Annotated in this window: 13 protein-coding genes; all 13 read right to left on the bottom strand. The window is 37.1% G+C overall.

The window, feature by feature from the left end:
• Window positions 1-38: 38 nt before the first annotated feature.
• The gene (gene feoB / locus SOLCA_RS21335) at window positions 39-2,153 is read right to left on the bottom strand and encodes a ferrous iron transport protein B (RefSeq protein ID WP_014682566.1); all 2,115 of its coding nucleotides are present in this window, start codon (window positions 2,151-2,153) and stop codon (window positions 39-41) included.
• A 12-nt stretch (window positions 2,154-2,165) separates the two neighbouring features.
• Window positions 2,166-2,384 carry a FeoA family protein gene (locus tag SOLCA_RS21330; protein ID WP_014682565.1) on the bottom strand — a complete coding sequence of 73 codons (219 nt, stop codon included), beginning with the start codon at window positions 2,382-2,384 and terminating at the stop codon, window positions 2,166-2,168.
• 353 nt (window positions 2,385-2,737) lie between these two features.
• Window positions 2,738-3,073 (bottom strand): VanZ family protein, encoded by a 336-nt coding sequence (locus SOLCA_RS21325; RefSeq protein ID WP_157604626.1) that lies wholly within the window; start codon window positions 3,071-3,073, stop codon window positions 2,738-2,740.
• A gap of 65 nt (window positions 3,074-3,138) precedes the next feature.
• Window positions 3,139-3,519 (bottom strand): glycine cleavage system protein GcvH, encoded by a 381-nt coding sequence (gene gcvH, locus SOLCA_RS21320; protein WP_014682563.1) that lies wholly within the window; start codon window positions 3,517-3,519, stop codon window positions 3,139-3,141.
• Between the two features lie 58 nt (window positions 3,520-3,577).
• On the bottom strand, window positions 3,578-10,624 hold the full coding sequence (sov, locus tag SOLCA_RS21315; RefSeq protein WP_042480346.1) for a T9SS outer membrane translocon Sov/SprA: 7,047 nt from the start codon (window positions 10,622-10,624) through the stop codon (window positions 3,578-3,580).
• A gap of 38 nt (window positions 10,625-10,662) precedes the next feature.
• Complete coding sequence (ruvA, locus tag SOLCA_RS21310) at window positions 10,663-11,256, bottom strand: Holliday junction branch migration protein RuvA (RefSeq protein ID WP_014682561.1); 594 nt, start codon at window positions 11,254-11,256, stop codon at window positions 10,663-10,665.
• A 184-nt stretch (window positions 11,257-11,440) separates the two neighbouring features.
• Window positions 11,441-13,720: an NADP-dependent malic enzyme gene (locus SOLCA_RS21305; protein WP_014682560.1), complete on the bottom strand. Its 2,280-nt coding sequence runs from the start codon at window positions 13,718-13,720 to the stop codon at window positions 11,441-11,443.
• Between the two features lie 192 nt (window positions 13,721-13,912).
• Complete coding sequence (locus SOLCA_RS21300) at window positions 13,913-15,367, bottom strand: lytic transglycosylase domain-containing protein (RefSeq protein WP_169313294.1); 1,455 nt, start codon at window positions 15,365-15,367, stop codon at window positions 13,913-13,915.
• Between the two features lie 216 nt (window positions 15,368-15,583).
• Window positions 15,584-17,017 carry an Asp-tRNA(Asn)/Glu-tRNA(Gln) amidotransferase subunit GatA gene (gatA, locus tag SOLCA_RS21295; RefSeq protein WP_014682557.1) on the bottom strand — a complete coding sequence of 478 codons (1,434 nt, stop codon included), beginning with the start codon at window positions 17,015-17,017 and terminating at the stop codon, window positions 15,584-15,586.
• Window positions 17,018-17,068: 51 nt separating this feature from the next.
• Window positions 17,069-17,287: a Sec-independent protein translocase subunit TatA/TatB gene (locus SOLCA_RS21290; RefSeq protein WP_014682556.1), complete on the bottom strand. Its 219-nt coding sequence runs from the start codon at window positions 17,285-17,287 to the stop codon at window positions 17,069-17,071.
• Between the two features lie 129 nt (window positions 17,288-17,416).
• Window positions 17,417-18,712, bottom strand: a complete 1,296-nt coding sequence (locus tag SOLCA_RS21285; RefSeq protein WP_245536734.1) for a murein hydrolase activator EnvC family protein — start codon at window positions 18,710-18,712, stop codon at window positions 17,417-17,419.
• A gap of 9 nt (window positions 18,713-18,721) precedes the next feature.
• Window positions 18,722-19,513 carry a DUF4292 domain-containing protein gene (locus tag SOLCA_RS21280; protein WP_014682554.1) on the bottom strand — a complete coding sequence of 264 codons (792 nt, stop codon included), beginning with the start codon at window positions 19,511-19,513 and terminating at the stop codon, window positions 18,722-18,724.
• Window positions 19,491-21,242: a tetratricopeptide repeat protein gene (locus tag SOLCA_RS21275; RefSeq protein WP_014682553.1), complete on the bottom strand. Its 1,752-nt coding sequence runs from the start codon at window positions 21,240-21,242 to the stop codon at window positions 19,491-19,493. The genes SOLCA_RS21280 and SOLCA_RS21275 overlap by 23 nt, the downstream gene beginning before the upstream one ends.
• Between the last annotated feature and the right edge of the window lie 26 nt (window positions 21,243-21,268).

The raw sequence follows: 21,268 nt of genomic DNA, 5'->3' as shown, positions 1-21,268 counted from the left end.
AACTCAACTTTACACACAATCGTTTAATAACCGAACGGCTATTTTAAAACTTGGTAAACAATTAAACTAGCTACATAGGCAAGCGTTGTCATGTACCCGAGTTGAATAAGCGGCCATTTTATACTTTTTGTTTCCCGATAAACAATGGCAATTGTACTTACACATTGCATCGCAAAAGCATAAAATATCATCAATGAAAATGCAGTAGCAAATGTAAATACAGGTAAGCCAGTGTCGGGTTCTTTTGCCTGAGCAAGCTTTTGTCTAACAGATATTAAATCACCATCTCCACCTTCAACACTGTAGATTGTAGCCATTGTTCCAACAAACACTTCCCGGGCAGCAAAAGATGTTATTAAAGCAATTCCTATTTTCCAATCATAGCCCAATGGCTTTATAACAGGCTCAATAGTTCTACCCAATATTCCTGCATAGGATGTTTCTAGTTTTTCAGCGCTTTTCTCTTGCTCTAAATGAGCAGCATCAGCATTTGGGGCTTTTAAAAGTGCTTCATATTTTTTATCTATCGCCTGCATCTTTGCAGAAGGACCATAGGTGGAAAGTACCCATAATATAATAGATACAGCTATAATCACTTTACCTGCTTCAGTAACAAACGTTTTTGCCTTTTCATACATTTGGATACCAATATGTGACCATCTTGGCATACGATAAATAGGCAGTTCCATAATAAAATACCCACGCTCGCGACTCCTGACAATTTTTTTCATTACCCAGGCGGCACTGATGGCAGCAAAAAAACCAATCAGGTACATGCCTAATAAGGTTAAACCTTGTAAACTTAAGAATCCAAAAAGTTTATTATCAGGAACAACTAGAGCAATCAATAATGTATAAACCGGAAGGCGTGCAGAACAACTCATTAATGGCGTTACCAATATGGTAATAATTCTATCTTTCCAGTTTTCAATGGTACGCGTAGACATAATTGCAGGAACAGCACACGCAACACCACTAATTAAGGGCACAACCGACTTCCCATTTAAGCCAACCTTTCTCATGAGTTTGTCCATCATGAAGGTAACGCGTGCCATATAACCGGTGTCTTCCAGAATAGCAATAAAAAGAAACAGAATTACAATTTGAGGGATAAAGATGACCACCCCACTCAATCCTGCCACAACACCATCAATCAACAAACTGGTAAACACTCCCGCTGGTAACACACCAGACAACCATTGTTCAATCCACAAAAATCCGGTCTCAATCAATCCCATTGGATATTCCGCAAAGGTGAATATTGATTGAAAAACAAGGAATAAGATGAATACAAATATTAATAATCCAAAGAATCGATGTGTTAATACTTTATCGATCTTATTGCTAATCGTCTCTCCTTTAGCCGATTCATCCTGGTGTACACAATCAAACAACAAGTCGTTTATGTAATTATAACGGGCGACGGTTTCTTTCGCTTGAGAGTCAGATGAATGAAATGAATGTTTTTGCTCCAAGCTCTCAATATGATCGCTTTCAGTAGTCGAGAGACTCGAAAGATTCTCATGCTGATGAGCTAACTGCAGTGCCTCGTAAGGGCTATTAACACTAAAATTCTGGCTAATTTCATCAATAAGAGCAGGTGCGAGCTCCTCAACTTCAATGGTTTTCGTTTGAGTAGCTATTTTTGTTGCATTATGAATGGCTAACTTTAATTCTTCAACACCCTTATTCTCACGTGCATTTACTGGAATTACCCGAATTCCTAATCGGGATGAAAGCTTATCAACGTCTATTTTTATTCCGTTTTTGTTTGCAACATCAATCATGTTAAGCACAAGAATTACCGGAATATTTAAATCAGCAACCTGGGTATATAATAATAGATTTCTTTTAAGATTAGAGGCGTCAGCAACTACGATAACCAAATCTGGACGAAGTTTTCCTTTTTTGTCATATAAAACTTCAAAAGCGATCTGTTCATCTTTCGATTTGGCATAAAGGCTGTAGATTCCGGGAAGGTCAATAATTTCAGCATTTTGACCGTTCATTAATTTGGCGAAGCCTGTTTTTTTATCAACAGTTACACCAGGAAAATTACCTACTTTTTGATTTAGGCCAGTAAGATCATTAAATAAGGTTGATTTTCCGGTATTAGGATTACCTATTAAGGCAACTTTTAATTGTCCACTCACTCTATATCTTCATTACTTGGTTAATAAAACTGTTGCTGCTTCACTCTTACGTAGGCTTAATTTGTAACCGGCAACTGTAATAGCAATGGGATCCCCTAAAGGAGCTACCTGCTCTAATTTCACTGATTCACCTGGTAAACAACCCATTTCCATAAGTTTAACAGACATTTCCTGATCTGTAAACGCTGAAATGGTAGCACTTTCTCCGATAGCAAGCTCTGACAAGTTCATAACGATAAGTAAGTATATAATGAGAAGTAGTTCGTAAATCAGGGCTACTTCATAGTTTATGATTTACGTTGTACCGACTATTGTTATTTTAAATAGCTCCGCAAGGTACTCCTTATTTATAATAATTCCAAGTAAGGCTTTCCCTGTAGTAATAGTATTACAAAACAGAACTTAAGAGGGGGGATAAAAAAAATGCTTATCAGTCTGTTGAAGCCTGACAAGCGTTGAATGAATTAGGAGTAAAACAATATAATTATCTTACTCTATATTTTACAGTTGGGCAACCACAGCGGCTTCCGGCGCAAGACCCCACCGCTAATGTTACTGCGCAAAGTATAATTACTAAAAAAGGCTTAAGCAATCTTTTCATGGGGTTTGTCAATTATCCTTTTGTAAATAAAAAATGGAATTGTACCTAAAAACGTTCCTATTGCATCTGCAATAAAATCGGCCCATTCACCTGAACGATAAGTAAAAACTTTCAGTTGGATAAGCTCAATTAATCCGCCGTAAAATAAACAAATAAATGTAGCAAAAGTTACGGGTAATAATTTTAAGAGCGGAAATTTTGTTTGAAGATAAAATCCACGACTTAATAAAAAAGTAAGTACAAAGAAAAATGAACCATGTACAACCTTATCAAAGCCTTTAAAAAAATATGAAGCACTCGGCAATTCCGAGGGCTTCATATTACATAAGATAAATATGATAATTACCCAAACTAACGCTAAACGCATCTGTTTGAACCACATATTTATTCGCCTATTTGTTGTTTATAATCTGCATCCGAAAGTAAAGCAGCTAATTGACCAGCATCAGCAATTTTAATGCGAATCATCCAACCGTCACCATAAGGATCGCTGTTTACTAATTCAGGATTTGAATCAAGTTTTGGATTGATTTCTAAAACTTCTCCGCTAACAGGCATGAAAAGATCAGAAACAGTTTTAACTGCTTCAACAGTACCAAAAATGTCGCCTTCGTTTACGCTTTGACCAACAGTGTTAATGTCTACATAAACAATATCTCCTAACTCGCGTTGTGCGAAGTCAGTAATACCAATAATCGCTTCACTACCGTCAACTTTCACCCATTCGTGATCTTTGGTATACTTTAATTCAGCTGGAAAATTCATAAGTGTTTTTTATTTTTTTAGTGTCCCAAAAGTACAGTTCTTTTTTTAATAAGAAAATCTATAATGTCAGTCGAAGTCCAACTCCTACGTTTGTGTAAGAAGTTTTATAGGTGTTGGAAGTCTCAGGCTTAGTCACATTTCTGTCGACAAATAATCTAAAGTTAAAACGCTGGTTGATTATATAATCGACTGAAGGTCGTAACGAAAGTGTTGTTGTTCCACCTGCAACTTGAGCCACTGCATTATCTAACTGATAAATAATTGTTTTATTGCCGCGCAGCGCGAAATCTAGTCTAAAGTTCAGATCGTTATTAGTGGTGTTTAGATTCCCTATTCTGAATGGAAGCTTAAACTTCTGGGTACGATAACCTAAACCAAAAACAACCTGATTATCTTTCAACTGCGACATTTGTGAGTTAGCCAAACTTAAGCTTAACAACCGACTCTTTCTGAACTCAAAATTCGCTGTCATATTATTTTTAAACTTCATATCAAGACCAATCAGCGGCAGAAAATCCTCAGACAAAGTAATAAAGCCCATTTGATACTCAGGCAAAAAGTTTAAGTTATTATTTACATCGCGGGTTACATTTCTACTGTATGCAGCTCCACTTTGTTGTTCATAAGCCAGCAATGAGGTAAAACTAGTAATAGTATATACCGAGCGATATGAATGATTAAGATTAACTGATGAAAAGACCTCAGCAATGAATGGTATTTTAGTTAAACCGTTATACGTAATTCTCCAGTTAGGCAAAGGGAAACTACCAAATGTTTTCAAAGACATTGAGTTAGGGTCTTTACGCAAATAAGCTGATAAAAATGCATTTACCACCACATCTTGTTGACTTCTTCCATATCCATCTGCATATCCTTGTCTATCTGTTGAATCGGGGTTGGAATTTGGGTTTGCAGTACCCAACCGTTGTGAAATTATTTTTCGGTTTTCCTGAAATTGAGTAAATGTTGACGATATATTGTCAATTCCGTTTTCAGACTCAAAAGATGTACTCAGAGAAATTGTACTAATGCTAAACATACCAGTGGTTACAGGACTGAACTCCTGGAATTGATTAGTAAACGTATCAAATCGGAAATTAGATTGCTCATTAATCGTTTTACCTCGTGTTCCTGATAATTCAATCCTGAAATCTTTCACAGGTTCAATAATTGCACGATAATTTAAATCTTCTTTCTTATTCTGCACATACAAACTATTCATGTTGGAGTAGGTTGTTAACTGGCCTTTACTAGCCACCTCATAACGAATATCGCGTTGACTACCCAACATAAAACCCAATCCAGGAGTTGAACCAAAAATATTAGTAGTTGGTAAATATCCTGGCAAAAAGGTTCCATCTCCAACCGAATAGGTTCCACTCACATTCTTGATCATTGTAAGCATGCCCCGATAAATATCTCCTGCCTCAAATTCTTTTGGATCTGGATCTTTTAAAAATTTGATCTTTCCAAATAACTGCGCAAAATTCAACTGTCCCGTAAATTGGGTGGTTCTGGCATTTTGAATAGAGTTACCAAATCTTGCCGTATCACTCAACAATGTTGACAATGGTTCTGATCGCCAGCTATAATCAACCGCATATCGCACACTGAAAGTGGTCCAACTTAATGGTTTAATACGATTCATCGGCACATTATAAGTCAGACCAATACGTTGACTAAACTCAACAGGTCGACCAAATTGAAAAAGATTACTACGGATTGAATCACGTACATGAGATGTTATTGGCCCTGAAGGTTCATCAACTGATGCAAGACTACGTGCGCTGTAATCCACACGTAAAGCAGAACTCATGTCCCAACCAATGTTATAAATACCCGTTAAGTAGTACGATTTATTAAATGTACTTGGAGCGATAAAATAAGACGTTTCTTCTGTTGCCCGATAGGTGCTCTCATTATAATACCTGTCAAGCATGAATTGCACATCCACCACTTGAGGAGCCAAATTCATATTAATATCCTTGAAGATACTCCAGCCTTTTTTAAACAACTTATTAAAAGGCTTCACATTACGCGATTCCTTCTGGTAGTTGTAAGCAATGATAGCTTTATAGGTCTTCACTTCATTATTTTCAACCGTATAAGAGCGGTTTTTAAATTGAGTATGTGCAAATGTAAAGTTGAAGTTCTCAATATCGTAGAAATGCACTTTATCTTCCGCACCTCTATTCTTACGAACATTGGTAAAATTGATACTCTTACGAGTAGTCACATCATTAACGATACTTTCCAATGAATCCCGCTTGGTAGGAGTTAAGGAATTTAACACATCATTTAACAACAAATCAGGCGAAATCGGACTATATTCAGGTTTTTTTGTATCCCTGGCATACGAAATATACATTGGAATGGAGAAATTAGCCTTCTTTGGCAAGAATTTACCTAACTCAATATTCGAAGAAATATCATAAGTTGAATTCTTCGTTCGATTCACCTGGCTTACTTTCCTATCTAATGATCCAAATCCAAAAGTACTCATGCTTCCTGCTAAGTTCACCGTTGCAAAATCTGCAAGTTTTGCATTCAGCACACCCGTCATCGCCACACCACCTTCCTCTTTGAAATCTGCAATGCGCAATTCATCAAACCAGATTTCTGCAGATTTAGCCAATCCATCATCAAAGTTGGGATTGGTTGGAGCGTAAGGATTTCTGATACCCAGCATCATTACCTTAGTCTTACTCAAATCAGGTTGTCCTACAATTGTAACGCGAGACTTCCTTGTGTTATCAGATGGATCAAGCCCAGGGAAAGGCTGATTTATAGGCCAGTTCTTAGCATTACGCTCTTTCTTCAAATTTTGAAGTTCCTCAAAAGCTACATCCAAATTATTCTCCGAAGGCCATATCACATTCGCATTGGTCGATCCCGGCGGTGTAATATTCAATGGGATTTCATATTCATAATAGTTCTGATCATAATCAGTACCCAAACGAATAATAGCACGAACATCCCCATTGGCCAACGTTCCTTCTGCATGGATAAACATTTTTAAGCGCTTATAGGAACGAAAATCATAATTAAGCGTTTTATAAGTTGCACGCGCAAATCCATCTGCAAGATTTTGAACTTTTACAACTAATGATTGCTCATTCAAACGAACATTTTCACGATAAACCCCTTGAACTTGTTGTTGTTCAATTCCTGGTGGTAATACATATGGAATTGGTTGACGATTACCATTTTCTTCGAGGTTAATAGCCGCAAGGTTTAAAGTGGAGTTATCAACACTTCCTGGGGGCACTTCTGGTTCTTTCAATGCTAACAATGCCGTATTTTCAGGATTATATTCTTTCCACTCTCCCCGTACCAACTGAAGCTTTGCAAAACGCATAATAGCCGAATCAGCAAAACCAGTCATATACATCCTTATAAAACGGATAGATTTAAAATCCTGGATACTACCAACAGCTCTATCAAAAGAAGATACAGGAATACGAAACTGATACCATGTAGTTGGTTGAACTTGCCCGTTTGCCAGTTTCACATTCGTGATAACTTTATCATTCAGGAAGTTTTGACCTACCACCATATCATTTGGACGAATGGAAACTTTATACTCAAAGTACTCTTCAGCCGTACTCATGTTATTATCCCGATTGATATCTTCGCCATCAGGATTCGGGGTAGATGCAGCATTCTCAATACCTAAAGCGGCCTGTGCCTGTTGAGCCGTTTTTGAATTACTCTCAGTACCGTTAAATCTACTATAACGCTGTAAAATTAGCGCATTCGCAGCATCCAACTGCGGGCCTCTGAAATAAACAAAATCATCATTAGAAGGATCGCTTTCTGCTTGTTGCAATGCTGGAGATCCTGCAGGAAGTACGCTTCGTAATTGATTCAGATAAGGTTGAAAAAAGTTCTGCTCATCAGTGGAACTCAATCCATCCAAGCCAACATCTTGGCGCTGACGTGCACTAGGGTCATTATCAAATGCCTGTGTTACCGGTTGATTTTTACCTACAGCTCCCCAATTGGTATAAGCGATCTGCGAAGTATCACCACTTGCCGGCAATGCATTTTCAACACTCTTGGATCCATCTTTTAAAATATCTTCAGAAATACTACCTAAGTTGAAGTATAGGTCTCCACCCGCTGAATTAGGATTACCTAAGAAAGGATCCATCACCCAGAATTCAATATACTCAACGTTCAGTGCCTGAAAATCATTTTGTTCAAGCTTTCTGAACATACCACCCCAACGGCTTTGTGGATTTGTTAGTGTTCCATCTGGCAATAATCCGGTAGTGGTATAGTTATATGGACCTCGTTTTTGAGGATAAAATGCCATGTCAAAGGTTGGCAAAAGCAACGGTGTTCCTGTAACTGATTGCTTATTAGGAAATACCTCTTGCTCGGTTACCTCCCTAACATAAGGATTAGATAATTCCTCCTTATTTCCTCTGATATTTGAAGGAGTTGTATTATTACTGGTGGCATAAAAAATAGGATCAATTGTGTAGAATGCTAACAAAGCCCTGTTATATCCTGCAGCTAGATCATTATTTAATCCTCCCTCAGGTAATACAATTGGAGTTCCGGAAATAAACCAGTTATTGTAGTTTTTTAAATCAATTATAGCACGGGTGGTTTCAAAATCATCCAAATAGGAAACACCACCTTCATCACCAGCAATATTTAATGCCTTTGCGTGACCTGGCATAAAATGAGCAAACTCTCCGTTAAAACTAATTGAAGATGGTTCTTTGGTGGAAATGAATGGCAACTTGTCAACAAGTCGTGTCAAAAATTTAGACTCGGATCTGTAGTTCGCATCAAAACCATAAATTGTATTTGAGATAGATTCGTCGCCGATGTTTACCTTTTGAGTTAATGGTCTTTCTGTAAGGTTAAGGATAGTTCCTCCCAAATTCAGCTTGTCATTAACATTATAATCTAAGCGGGCCCCCATCATTGTTCGCGATTGGATTCCGAACAATTCTGTACTCTCCAGTTTGATCTTAATTGGCATCCCAGAGTTTAACAAGGCTTCATTCAAAATTTTCACCCTACCTAAATTATAATCAACGGTGTAGTCAACACCCTCAATCATTTGAGTAGGACCGGCTGTTAATATGACAGACCCTTGCGGAACGTTGATTGCATTTAAGTTGAACTCTGAACTTACACTCGATCTATAAATACCTTTAATATAATACCTGTTTAATGCCGGAAATTGTTGGGCAACAAATCGTGTTGAATCATACAAAGGTTGATAAACGTACTTATCAATTAAATCCTGTTCGCTTGGTAAAAACTGAGCTTTTAAGTCTGTTCCAAAAGGTTCTACAACGGGAAATATAATTCGTCCATTTGCAGGATCTATGGTGACGTTATTTATAAAGTCGAAAATACCATCAGGCTCATTATTTTGTTGAGTATTAATGCGATCGAGGTTAGCCAATTGCAAATAGGTTTTACCACGTGTTCTGGCACCTTCTGGCATTACCGGCTGTTCTACACCTGATTTCTCATCCAAACGTATCACATTTAATCGGAAGTTATCAGGGCTAACCTGATAGGCGTTCAGACTGTAAATGTTTTTCATCATCAAGTCCCAGGTTGGTAACTTAACTTTCAACAACTCATTCTTTAAAAGTTTTACATAAAGTACCACCGGATTATTAGGATCCTGAGGAACGTCTGTAGAAAACTCTCCCACCTGATACTCTCTTCCTAAATATGTATATCGGTAAGCAACTGCTAAAACCTCATCGTTATTTAATGGCTGGTTAAGTGAAACATAACCTAAAACAGGATCAAATTTATATTCTCGATCATTAAGCTTACGTGCATAAGTAAGTTTTGCATAATTATCTGTACTTCCTGTAGACTGAAAATAAGTACTGATCGTATTGTCTTTGGTAAAGCGAGACTGTGCAGGAATTGTCGACAATAAGTTGTTAGACTGCGGGTTTCCACCTACGTTATAGGCCGATGGTTGAACAGAGCCCCCTCCAATAAATTGAGCTGTATTATAAGGGGCATTTTCACCTAAATCCAGGAATGCCAAAACGTCTCTTGAATCAGCATTATTATTTGTTTTGTTGGTAACCCACACCTCAATCTTATTTATCACTACTGCTGAGTTAACAATTGGAGGTCGTGATAATGCCAAGTTATATTGGTTTCTAAAAAACTGGGCTAAGAAGAAGTGTTTATTGGCTTCATAATTATCAACTTGAATATTAAACTCATTCTCTTGTGCTCCACTCGTAATGTTGATCTCCTTCATTTCGCTGCGTTGCTGCGAGAACACCCCGGTAACTCCTAAGCGGCCAAATTGCAACTGGGTTTTTAGCCCGAATAAACTCTGGCTTCCACTAATCAATGTTCCGGCAATAGGAAGACTTACATTACCAACCTCAACTTTTCTTACAATTTCATCTTCTTTACCTGTGTATTCAAATTTTATCTGATTCTCGAAATCAAACTGAGCTTGGGTATTAAAATTGGTGTTGATCTTTAACTTTTCGCCAATTTGTCCAATAAGATTGATTTGTAAACGTTCATCAAAATCCAGACTGGTTTGTTTTCGTTGGCGAGTATTAAAAAGTGGGTTTTCATTTTTGCTGAAACGGGTTGACAAGCTTACTTCAGCAAATCCTTGAGGTCTGATATCAATAAAATTTCCACCAAATAAATCATTGAATGTTTTACTGTTAATATTGAGTTTGGGTACAAGGCCGCGGTTTTGAACAATATTATTTAACTGTCCTGTCTTTTGTAACCAATAATTCTTCTTCGATTCTTCAAGAACATATTTCTTGTACTCGTCAAAAGTTAGTTTTTGAGGTAATCGATACAAGCGTCCCCCAATAGTCTCAGTAATTTCATAGGTGTTAGTTACTGGATCATACTCAACTCGTCTTACCACATTTGCAGGGTCTTTTAACCCCATTATATTGTCAAAACGATTTAAAACATCATTCTTTTCCTTAAGAGGGTACCTAAGTTTAACTGTATCAGCACTCTTTTGTGGAGGATTTGTAGTTTGTGCAAGCACCATACTCGTTTCCCCGGCAACTACAATTAGCAGCAGTATAAAAAATGTACTTAGTAAATGTTTTGGTCTCAAGTTTTTCTAGTGTTGAAAATAGTAGTTTGATAAAATCATTAAAGATTCTTTAACGATTCTTTGATTAATCCTTCAACCGTAAGATCATCTGTACGTTTTAATATGCTATCAACAACTTTTTCAGCAGTATTTTTAACAAACCCCAACATAACAAGAGCTGTTAATGCTTCATCTCTGATACTGTTATTTTGAGGAATAGCAATCAATGAATTTCCAACTTCTTTCTTCAATTTATCTTGTAGTTCCAAAACCAAACGTTGAGCTGATTTGGGACCAATTCCTTTTATTCGTTGAATTTGCGGAACATCTCCATTAGCAATAGCTTGTTCAATCTCTTGTGGTGTTATTGATGAAAGCATCATTCGAGCTGTATTAGGACCAATACCCGAAACTGAAATTAAGTGAATAAATAATCGTTTTTCCCCTTCATCAGCAAAACCATAAAGTGTATGCGCATCCTCTTTAATACTCAAATAAGTATGCAGTTTATAAAGCCCTCCTGTTGATGTACTATCAGGAATCTTTGAATAGGTATTTAAAGAAATATGAATTTGATAGCCTACTCCAGCAGTTTCAATAATTACGTAAGTAGGGCATTTAAAAGCCACCTTTCCATGTATGTAAGCAATCATACGTAGTGATTGTAATAATTTCTAATAATATATTTTATTAACTGTAAATCAAATGATTTATACTCAAATGTAGACACTAAAGTTACTTCGGAAGAGTAATTTATAAAACAAAACCGGTAGCTAATTTATGGATTCTTACTAAAGAATCCTTATTAACTACCGGATTTTATAAAAAGGATATGGGTTATTTACCTGCTTGTTGACGTTGCTGGGCGTCTACAACAGCAATTGTTACCATGTTCACAATCTCTCTTACTGAACTATCCAATTGCAATATGTGCACTGGCTTATTTAATCCTAACAGAATAGGACCAACGGCTTCAGCTCCACCCACTTCTTGTAATAGTTTATACGAAATATTTCCAGACTCTAAATTTGGGAAGATTAATGTATTGGCAGGCCCGTCTGCTAATTGAGAAAACGGAAAATTAGCTTTCATCAAATCTGCATTCATTGCAAAATTAGCCTGAACCTCTCCATCAACCAACATTTCTGGATATCCTTTATGTAAAATAGATGCTGCATCACGCATTTTAACCGCTGTTACACCATCATTCGAACCAAAGTTTGAATAGGATAATAATGCGACACGAGGTTTAATATTGAATGATTCTACAGCTTCATTTACTAATAAAGTGATATCTACAATTTCTTGCGCAGAAGGATCAAGATTAACTGTTGTGTCAGCAAAAAAGATAGGACCTTTTTTAGCTAACATCATGTACATACCTGCTACACGATTTACACCAGGTCGAGTACCGATAACTTCCAATGCTGGTTTTACTACATTTTTATAGCTCTTCGTAAGACCAGAAATCATTGCATCAGCATCACCCAATTCAACCATTACAGAGCCAAAGTAATTACGATCACGTACTAACTTACGGGCATCGCTTAAGCTGATACCTCTGCGTTGACGTTTTTTGTAGATTATTTCAGCATATTCCTGCAATTTCTTTTCTTCTTTGAAAGGATCAATTATTACAGTGCCGTTAAGATCAAGATTATGTTCTTCAATTATTTGGTTAATCTTATCAATATTTCCCAAAAGAATTGGAACAGCAATACCTTCGTCTTTAACAATTTGAGCAGCTTTCAACATTTTGTAATTGTCAGCTTCAGCAAATACAACACGTTTAGGTTGTGATTTTGCACGACTGGCAATGTTACGCATCAACTTATCGTCAAGGCCTAAGCGTTTTTTCAAGCTATCAACATAACCTTCCCAATCTGTAATAGGCTTACGAGCTACTCCTGATTCAATAGCTGCTTTAGCTACTGCCGGAGCTACGTGCGTAATTAAACGCATATCCAACGGCTTCGGAATAATATAGTCTTTACCAAAAGTGATATTACTTTGGTTATAAGCTAAATTCACCGTTTCAGGAACAGGCTTCTTGGCTAATTCAGCAATTGCCTTAACAGCAGCAAGTTTCATTTCCTCATTAATTTGAGTTGCCTGAACATCCAATGCACCACGGAAAATGTAAGGGAATCCTAATACGTTATTTACCTGGTTAGGATAATCCGAACGACCCGTTGCCATGATAATATCATTTCTGGTTTCGACAGCAAGTTCATAGCCAATTTCAGGATCAGGGTTAGCCATTGCGAAAACTATCGCATTTTTAGCCATTGTTTTAAGCATTTCAGGATTAACCGTTCCTGCTGTTGAAAGACCAATGAATACATCTGCGTTTTTCATAGCATCTTCCAGCGATGAAACATCACGACGATCGGTGGCAAATTCCTTCTTAGCATCGTCCAGGCCTGCACGATCTGAGCGAATAACACCTTTACTGTCAGTCATTACGATGTTCTCTTTACGAGCTCCTAATGACGCGTATAAACGAGTACAAGACATTGCAGCAGCACCGGCTCCACAAACAACGATCTTTACTTCTTCAATTTTCTTTTTCTGTAATTCAAGCGCATTTAACAATGCCGCAGCAGAAATGATCGCAGTACCATGCTGATCATCATGCATTACAGGAATATTTAATTCTTCTTTTAGTCTGCGCTCAATCTCAAAACACTCAGGGGCTTTAATATCTTCAAGATTAACTCCTCCAAAAGTTGGTTCAAGTGCTTTTACTGTACGTACAAACTCATCTACATCTGTTACATTTAGTTCAATGTCAAATACATCGATATCTGCAAAGATTTTGAATAATACGCCTTTACCTTCCATTACAGGCTTTCCTGCTTCCGGACCAATATTTCCCAACCCTAAAACGGCTGTTCCATTACTGATTACGGCTACAAGATTTCCCTTGGCAGTGTATTTATAAACGTCGTCTTTATTTTCTGCGATCTTTAAACAAGGCTCTGCAACGCCTGGCGAATATGCCAATGATAAATCACGTTGAGAGTTTGTGGATTTGGTTGGAACTACCTCTACTTTTCCAGGTCGACCCAATGCGTGGTAATCAAGGGCATCCTGTTTGTGAGTGATCTTACTCATTTGTTTGTGTTTTTAGTGAATCGCCAAAATTATAAAATCATCTAAAAAATCACAGTTTAATATTTTATAAGTTGATTTTTTTAAAAATTTATAATTGCCTTTGGCTGAAATGATGTTTGGTTTATAATATTAAAAAAGAGCCCTTGGCGGGCTCTTTATCTCTTTAATCAACTAAATTGGACATAAAACCTCTTAACTTACACGCAAAACAGTACCTGGTCTGATACTTTTCGCATTCTTAATATTGTTGATTTTTTTTAACTTATCGACGGTCATCCCATTGAATTTCTCAGCAATGGTTGAAAGAGTATCGCCTGATCTTACTTTATAAGTTTTCGGTTGACTTTTCTTTACACTTGCTAAAAACTCTTGTTTTGAACCATAAACCTTTAATCGTTGTCCGGATACAATTCGGTTAGAACGCAAGTTATTCCATGACTTTAGGTCAGCAACAGAACACTTGTTCTTTGCAGCTATTGAGCCTAAATTATCACCTGAGCGAACTTTATAATAAGTTATAGCAGATTTTCTTTTCTTATTCTTTAAAAGGCTAACAAATTCATCATCGATTTGCTGGCGTTGTTCTCGTGAGCTAAAAGAAGCTAACTTAACTACAGCCTGATCAAGGATTGATGTATTCAGACTTGCAAAGTATTCTTTAGCATTCTTAGGCAAGACTAATTCTTGCGGATTGCTGGCAGTTGCATTCACAACGTGTTTCCGATATTTCGGATTAAGCAAATTGAGCTCCTCAGCAGAAACATTTAATACATTAGCGATCTTAGCTAATGAAACTGATTTATTTACCAGAATTGTATCTGTTTCAAGATTAAAAGTAGCTTCAGCCATTTCAATGTTATGCAAAGGAGCATAGGTCATTGCATAGGTTGCAGCGATAAAGGCCGGAACATAATTAGCCGTTTCACGAGGTAAAAAAGGACGGATATCCCAGAAATTAGTACTTCCTCCGGCTTTATTGATTGCCTTGTCGACGTTGCCAGGACCACAATTATAGGCAGCAATTACCAGTAACCAATCTGAATAACGATCAAAAAGATCGCTTAGAAACTGCACCGCTGCAATTGTTGAAGCCACTGGATCTCTGCGTTCATCAACATAATAATTTACATCCAGATCATACATCTTACCTGTGCCATACATAAATTGCCATAAACCGGTTGCTCCTACACGTGAAACAGCCGTTGGAGTTAAAGCAGATTCTATAACAGGTAAATATTTTAATTCGACAGGAAGTCCTTCTTCTTTCAGGTATTTTTCGAAAATTGGGAAATAATATCTCCCTACACCCAACATTCTCGAAACCAATCCACGACGCTTAAATGCATATAAATCAATATGATTTTGCACATATTCATTATAATCCATAGGGATCTCACTCTTAATAGAGTCTAAGCGAAGTTTATAAATATGGTTTTCGTAGTAAGGAATTTCGGTAGGATCAGAAGGCAGAACAAATAGAGTGTCTTGAGTTTTCGGCGCTGCGGAAGCCATTAAAGGTGCCTCAAGTGAATCTTTGCCACCTGGCGGATTCTGCTTAAATGTCTTGATGAGTGGTTTTGCACCTCCGTCAGCCATAGCTGCAACTGCAGCGACTGAAAAGCATAGCGAAAGTAAACTTTTTTTCATCTGTAATTTCATTTGTTTATGTCAACCAGTTTAGAAAAACTAAAATGGCGCTTCTTATATTGATCAGATTCAATCGATAATCATCCTGCAACACAATTATCTGTAACAAACAAATTGTAAAACGATGAACTTGCAACCTTTGTTGCATTTAATACAATAAATTTTGAAGGAAATTTACCCTCAAAATTCAATGCACTAACCATCAGCTACTTTAAATTAAGCTTTTTTATTAATATTTAAAAGTGTTTTTGAAAAAGAAAGAAGATTTCCCTCGTCAAATTTTTTCCCAATCAGCTGCATTCCGATAGGCAAACCATTAGAATGTTCAGCTACAGGAACCGAAATTGCCGGCAATCCGGCCAGGGAAGCCTGTACCGTAAAGATATCCTCAAGATACATAACCACAGGATCTTTTATCTTTTCACCTAATGTCCATGCGGTAGTAGGAGCATTCGGCAATAAAATAAAGTCGTACTGAGAAAGAATTTGATTTAAATTATCCTGTATCAAACGGCGAACTTTTTGAGCTTTAGCATAATAAGCATCATAATAACCAGCACTCAACACAAATGTGCCTAACATGATACGACGTTTTACTTCTAAGCCAAAACCTTCTGAACGAGATTTTTTATAGGTAGTTTCAAGGTCAACAGCTTTATCACTACGATAACCGTAATGAACGCCATCATAACGTGCCAAGTTTGAAGAAGCCTCAGCAGTTGTTAAGATATAATAGGTTGGAACAACGTAATCCAAATACGGAAAATGTGCTTCCTCCACAACATGCCCTTCCGCTCTTAATTTATCAATGTTTTGTTGCATTGATGCCTTTATTTCCGGATCAAGGCCTTCGCTGTTAAGTGCTTCACTTAAATAAGCGATACGTGCTTTACCCTTAAATTCAAGGTTTCCTGAGTAATTCGCTACAGGTACAGAAGATGCTGTACTATCGTAATCATCCTTCCCGGCCATCACTTCCAATAACAAAGCAGCATCCTCAATTGATTTGGTAATAGGACCTACCTGATCAAATGATGAGGCATAGGCAATAATACCATGTCTGGATACTCGACCATAAGTAGGTTTTAAGCCAATCACACCACAGAATGAGGCTGGTTGTCTAACAGATCCTCCCGTATCAGTTCCTAAAGCAGCCAAACATAGATCCGCTTGAACAGCAACTGCCGAACCTCCAGAGGAACCTCCTGATATTTTTGTATGATCAGCTGCATTTAGCACAGGGCCATACACAGAAGTTTCATTAGAGCCTCCCATCGCAAATTCATCGCAATTTAAGCGTCCAATGATAATTGCATCTTCGGCTAATAAACGTTCTACTACGGTGGAAGAATAAATGGAGGTAAAACCTTGCAGAATCTTTGACGAAGCAGTAACCTGGTGATCTTTATAGCAAATATTATCTTTTATACCGATTACCATTCCGGCAAGCTTTCCTGCTTTGCCATCTTTTATTTTTTTATCAATAATACGGGCATACTCAATTGCTTCATCGCCAAAAACCTCAACGAAAGCGTTAAGGTTAGTTGTAGCTTGAATGCGTTCAAGATAAGTATTTACAAGATGTCCGAGCGTTATAGCTCCACTGTGGATAGCCGCTTGAACAGCCGCTAAAGAATCATACGATTGCAAGGTCTAAAAAATGATATCTTTAAACTGGAAGAATTAAGAATGAAGGAAGAACTATTTCTGTTCTTTTTTTGCAGGCTCAGGATTGTTCATGCTGTCTTCAATTTCCTGTTTGATACCGCTTGAAGCATCCTTGAATTCACGAATACCTTTTCCTAAACCACGAGCTAACTCAGGCAGTTTTTTGCCACCAAACAATAATAAGATCGCAAACATGATTAGGATAATTTCAGGTGTACCTAAGTTCAGGAATAATAAAGTGCTACTTAACATCTCTTTGTTTTTTTTGCAAATATACGATAATTATTTTTTATGGGTTTTGATATTCAAAACCCATTTGCGCTACAAACTTAAACTAGTTTAATGAAGATTGAATGAACAAAAATCGATTGTTACAATAACTTAGTTTGCCAACCAATATTCAGGGTCCATCTTCACTTGTCCTTTCCAAACCTGGAAGTTTAACTCAGTATTTCCTTCCGCATCTGATGAAATAGTACCAATAGATTGTTTAGTAGTCACTTTTTGTCCACGCGATACAGAAGCTGACCGTAGATTTGAATACACAGTAAAGTATTCACCGTGTTTTATAATAACTGCATACTCTCCGAATACAGAAGTTACTGCAATAACTTCACCACCAAACACTGCTCTTGCTGCTGCTCCTGGATTAGTCTTTATATCAATTCCATCATTGTTTACTTCAACCTTTGCCAAAACAGGGTGTGGATGAACACCAAAACGTTCAACAATTACCCCTTTTTCTACCGGCCAAGGCAAACGACCACGATTACTTACGAAATCTGCGGTTAATTTGGCAGCCTCAGGTGTCGAAGAAAGCACGGCAGAACCACTGGCAGTTTTAGGTGTTGTGGTTGGAGCTGTCGTTCCTTTTGCTTTTGCTTCTGCATCTGCTTTACGGCGAGCTTCTTCTTCCGCTTTTTTGCGAGCCTCTTCAATTTCCCTGCGGATAATATCTTGAATTGCCTTATTTAATTTTTGAGCTTCACGTTGTTTCTTAGCAATTTCCTGACGAAGATTTTTCTCCCGACTTTGCAATTGTCCTACAACTTGTGTTTGCTTAACTTTCTCTTTTGTTAGTGTTTGTTTTTCCTTTTGCTCTTCAGTTAATAAAGTACCTTTCTCTTTCTTATCTGAATTGAGCTCCATTACCTTAAGGTTCAATGCTTTTTTTGTACGCTCAATATATTCGGCCTGCTTACGACGGTACGTTCCAAACTGCTGTAAATATTTCATTCTTTTGTAGGCCTGATTGAAATCCTCAGCTGCAAAAATGAACATTAATTTATTGTAAGCACTTTGATTACGATATGCAAATAACACCATGTTTGCATACTCCTTTTTAAGCTGTGCCAGTTGTTGTTGTAATGAAGAAATATTACGGTTCTTCTCGCCAATCTCACCAGTGATTACCGTAATTTGCTTATTGATTGTACCGATAACCTTTTCACGTGTGTTAATCTGGCTATTTAATACTCTCAAGCCCTTCAATGAAGCCGCTTTCTCCTGTTGAGTCTGACGTAATATCTTATTCGTATATTCGATATCCTGGTTTAACTGTTTTTTCTTTTTTTCTAATTCAGTTCTCGACTGAGCAAATACAGAAGAACACAGCCCCGACAGGATGAAACATAATAATACACCGTAAATATTCTTTCTATGTTGAAGCAACATCATTCTATTCGCTTAATTAAATCGTTTAGGTACAGAAAAAGGAAATTCGAGTGGTTCGTTAACCGAAACCTTAATGTATTTAAGATAAACAGCTAATTTTTTATCACCTGTTTGCGAAGATATAGATATTTCCAGAGGCACCAAATGTGAATTGTAAGAAGCATAGTTTCCGTATCCAACATTCAAATGCTGATCTGGTGTATTATTTTCGATCTCAAAATTATCAGTCTTAAACTGGTTATTATAATTAAACTTATAACTAAGCCCTTCTTTTCCACCCGTTAAAATATAGAATAGATCCTCTACTTTAAAGTCGTCAGTCTGATCTGAGAAATTACGAAGTTTATTTCCAACCAATATCGACTGTAAAGTTTTAAAATCGACTTTTTTATTTGTCATATCCTGAATATAATCAAAACCTTTATTGATGTAGTTATTTTTACCTAACCTTACCAATACTTTTACACTATCAGGTGTTATATAAGCGCGTGCAGCTTCAATTCCAAAAGCCGAAACCGATGCCCAAATTATTTCATCTTTTTTAATGCGTAGGTTTATTGTTGCATTATTATCCAAATTATTGGTGGTGATAGTAGCTTTTGCCTTACCACTAAAATAATCAAATGGTAATTCAGCACTATCAACCTGACTTTCAAAACGCAGACGAGCTTTTTCAGATTCAGTAAGTTCCTTTTTGTTTAAAGGTCCCGTTTCAACTATTTCTTTTTTTGCTCTACAAGAAGTGATAAGAAGCCCTGTTAGGCCCAGTATAAGGAGAAATTTATTCGTGTAAGGCTTGATCATTTATTTTTCGTTCTAATAACTCTGATTTACTTCCGTATTCTTTTGCTTTTTTCCAATATGACAAAGCAGACTCACGATCTCCCAGCTTAAAAAGAATATCGCCATAATGTTCAACCAGTGTGGCGCTTTTGGAGACATTATTACTTAGCGCCTTTTCAAGCCACATGCGGGCATCCTGATAACGACCTAAACGATACAAAACCCATCCATATGTATCTTCATAAGAAATATTATTAGGTTCGAGCTGATTTGCTCTACGTGCCATTCGTTCCGCTTTTACAAGATCTTTGCCGCGCAAACTTAAGTAATATGCGTAATTATTCAATACCAAAGCATTATCGTAATCTAACGCAAGAGAACTTTCGTATGCTTTGTCGGATTCCGGATAATTACCCATCGCATGGTAAGTATCACCCATGTTTGCATAAAACTGCGCTGTAAGATCCTTATTTCCTTGCGTATAAGAAAGCCCTGACTTATAAGCTTCAATTGCTGCTGTAGGGTTGCCATTCTGTGATTTAGCAATACCATTAAACAAATACAATAACACCTTATCAGGGAAATATTGCAAGGCCTCAGTACACGTAGCTTCAGTTGCTTTAAAATCATTTAAGCTAAGTTGTATACGAGCTAACTGCTCCCAAATAGGGTAATTAGTTTTGTTTACAGCCAAAGCTTTTTTATAAAGATCACACGCTTCTTTTTTCTTATCAAGCAAATACAGAAAGTCACCCCTGATCGAATAAACTTTCGGGTCAGCAGGATATTTGTCAATAAGAATATTGGAAAGCGTTATAGCTTCGGATTTGATATTCTGTTCGTTTGTGTCAACGTAATTATTATAAAGTATCCTGATTTTAGACTCAAGGTCAATTTCATCTGAAGCAAATGCTTTTTTTACTTCTTCAAAAACTGCTGCTTTATTTCCTTTAACTTTATAATAATCCGCCAAAGCTAAATGGAGGAATCCATTATCTGGTGCAATTTTTAATGCTTGCTGATATTTTTCATAAGCCTTATCAGTTAAGTTATTCGACTCATACAATTCAGCCGCCATCAAATAATAACGCACCTCGTCAGGATTTTTCTTCACTAATCCTTCTATTTCTTTTCCAGCTTCAGTTAAATTACCTCTTTTCAGGTAAATGCGTTGCCGCTGTAGTACTAATTCATCGCTGTAACCAAACTCCTTTTCTATTTTCCCATACAGCGCCAATGCATCATCTAGTTTGTCAGCAAAAACTAATGCATTAGCCTGAGCAAAATAAAACTCCTCATTTTCTGGACGAAGAAATGTAAGCATGCCATAAGTATCTGCAGCTTTCCCAAAAAACGATAATTGTTGTTGCAACTGGGCCTTAAGCTGATAATACCAAACCTGCTCTTTATTATATTGAATAGCTTTATCAATAGCGGTTAGTGCCTGATCATCCTGCTGAAGTGCCTGATACGCCATCGCGAGCTCATAGTATGCACCATCATTAGTGGGGTCAAGGTCGAGGCAAAGCAGAAAATTACGGATAGCTCCGTTAGTGTTACTTAGCGTCTTTTCTCGTAATCCACTCAGGAAATAATACTTTACTTTAGCACTATCTAAAGAAGTAAGACTCTTTGCAGCTAGCATGGTACTGCGCATAGGTTTTCCACCTCCCGAATTTTGTCCGAAAGAAACCTGTGACGCCACAGCTGCTAAAGCAAAGGATAATATTATTCTCTTCTCAAAACCCATCTTAGCAATAACGTAATAATAACCAG

This window comes from Solitalea canadensis DSM 3403 (assembly GCF_000242635.2).
GTDB classification, from domain to species: Bacteria; Bacteroidota; Bacteroidia; order Sphingobacteriales; family Sphingobacteriaceae; genus Solitalea; species Solitalea canadensis.
Note: the sequence above shows the minus strand (reverse complement) of the source record. Positions and strands in the feature narration are given on the sequence as shown.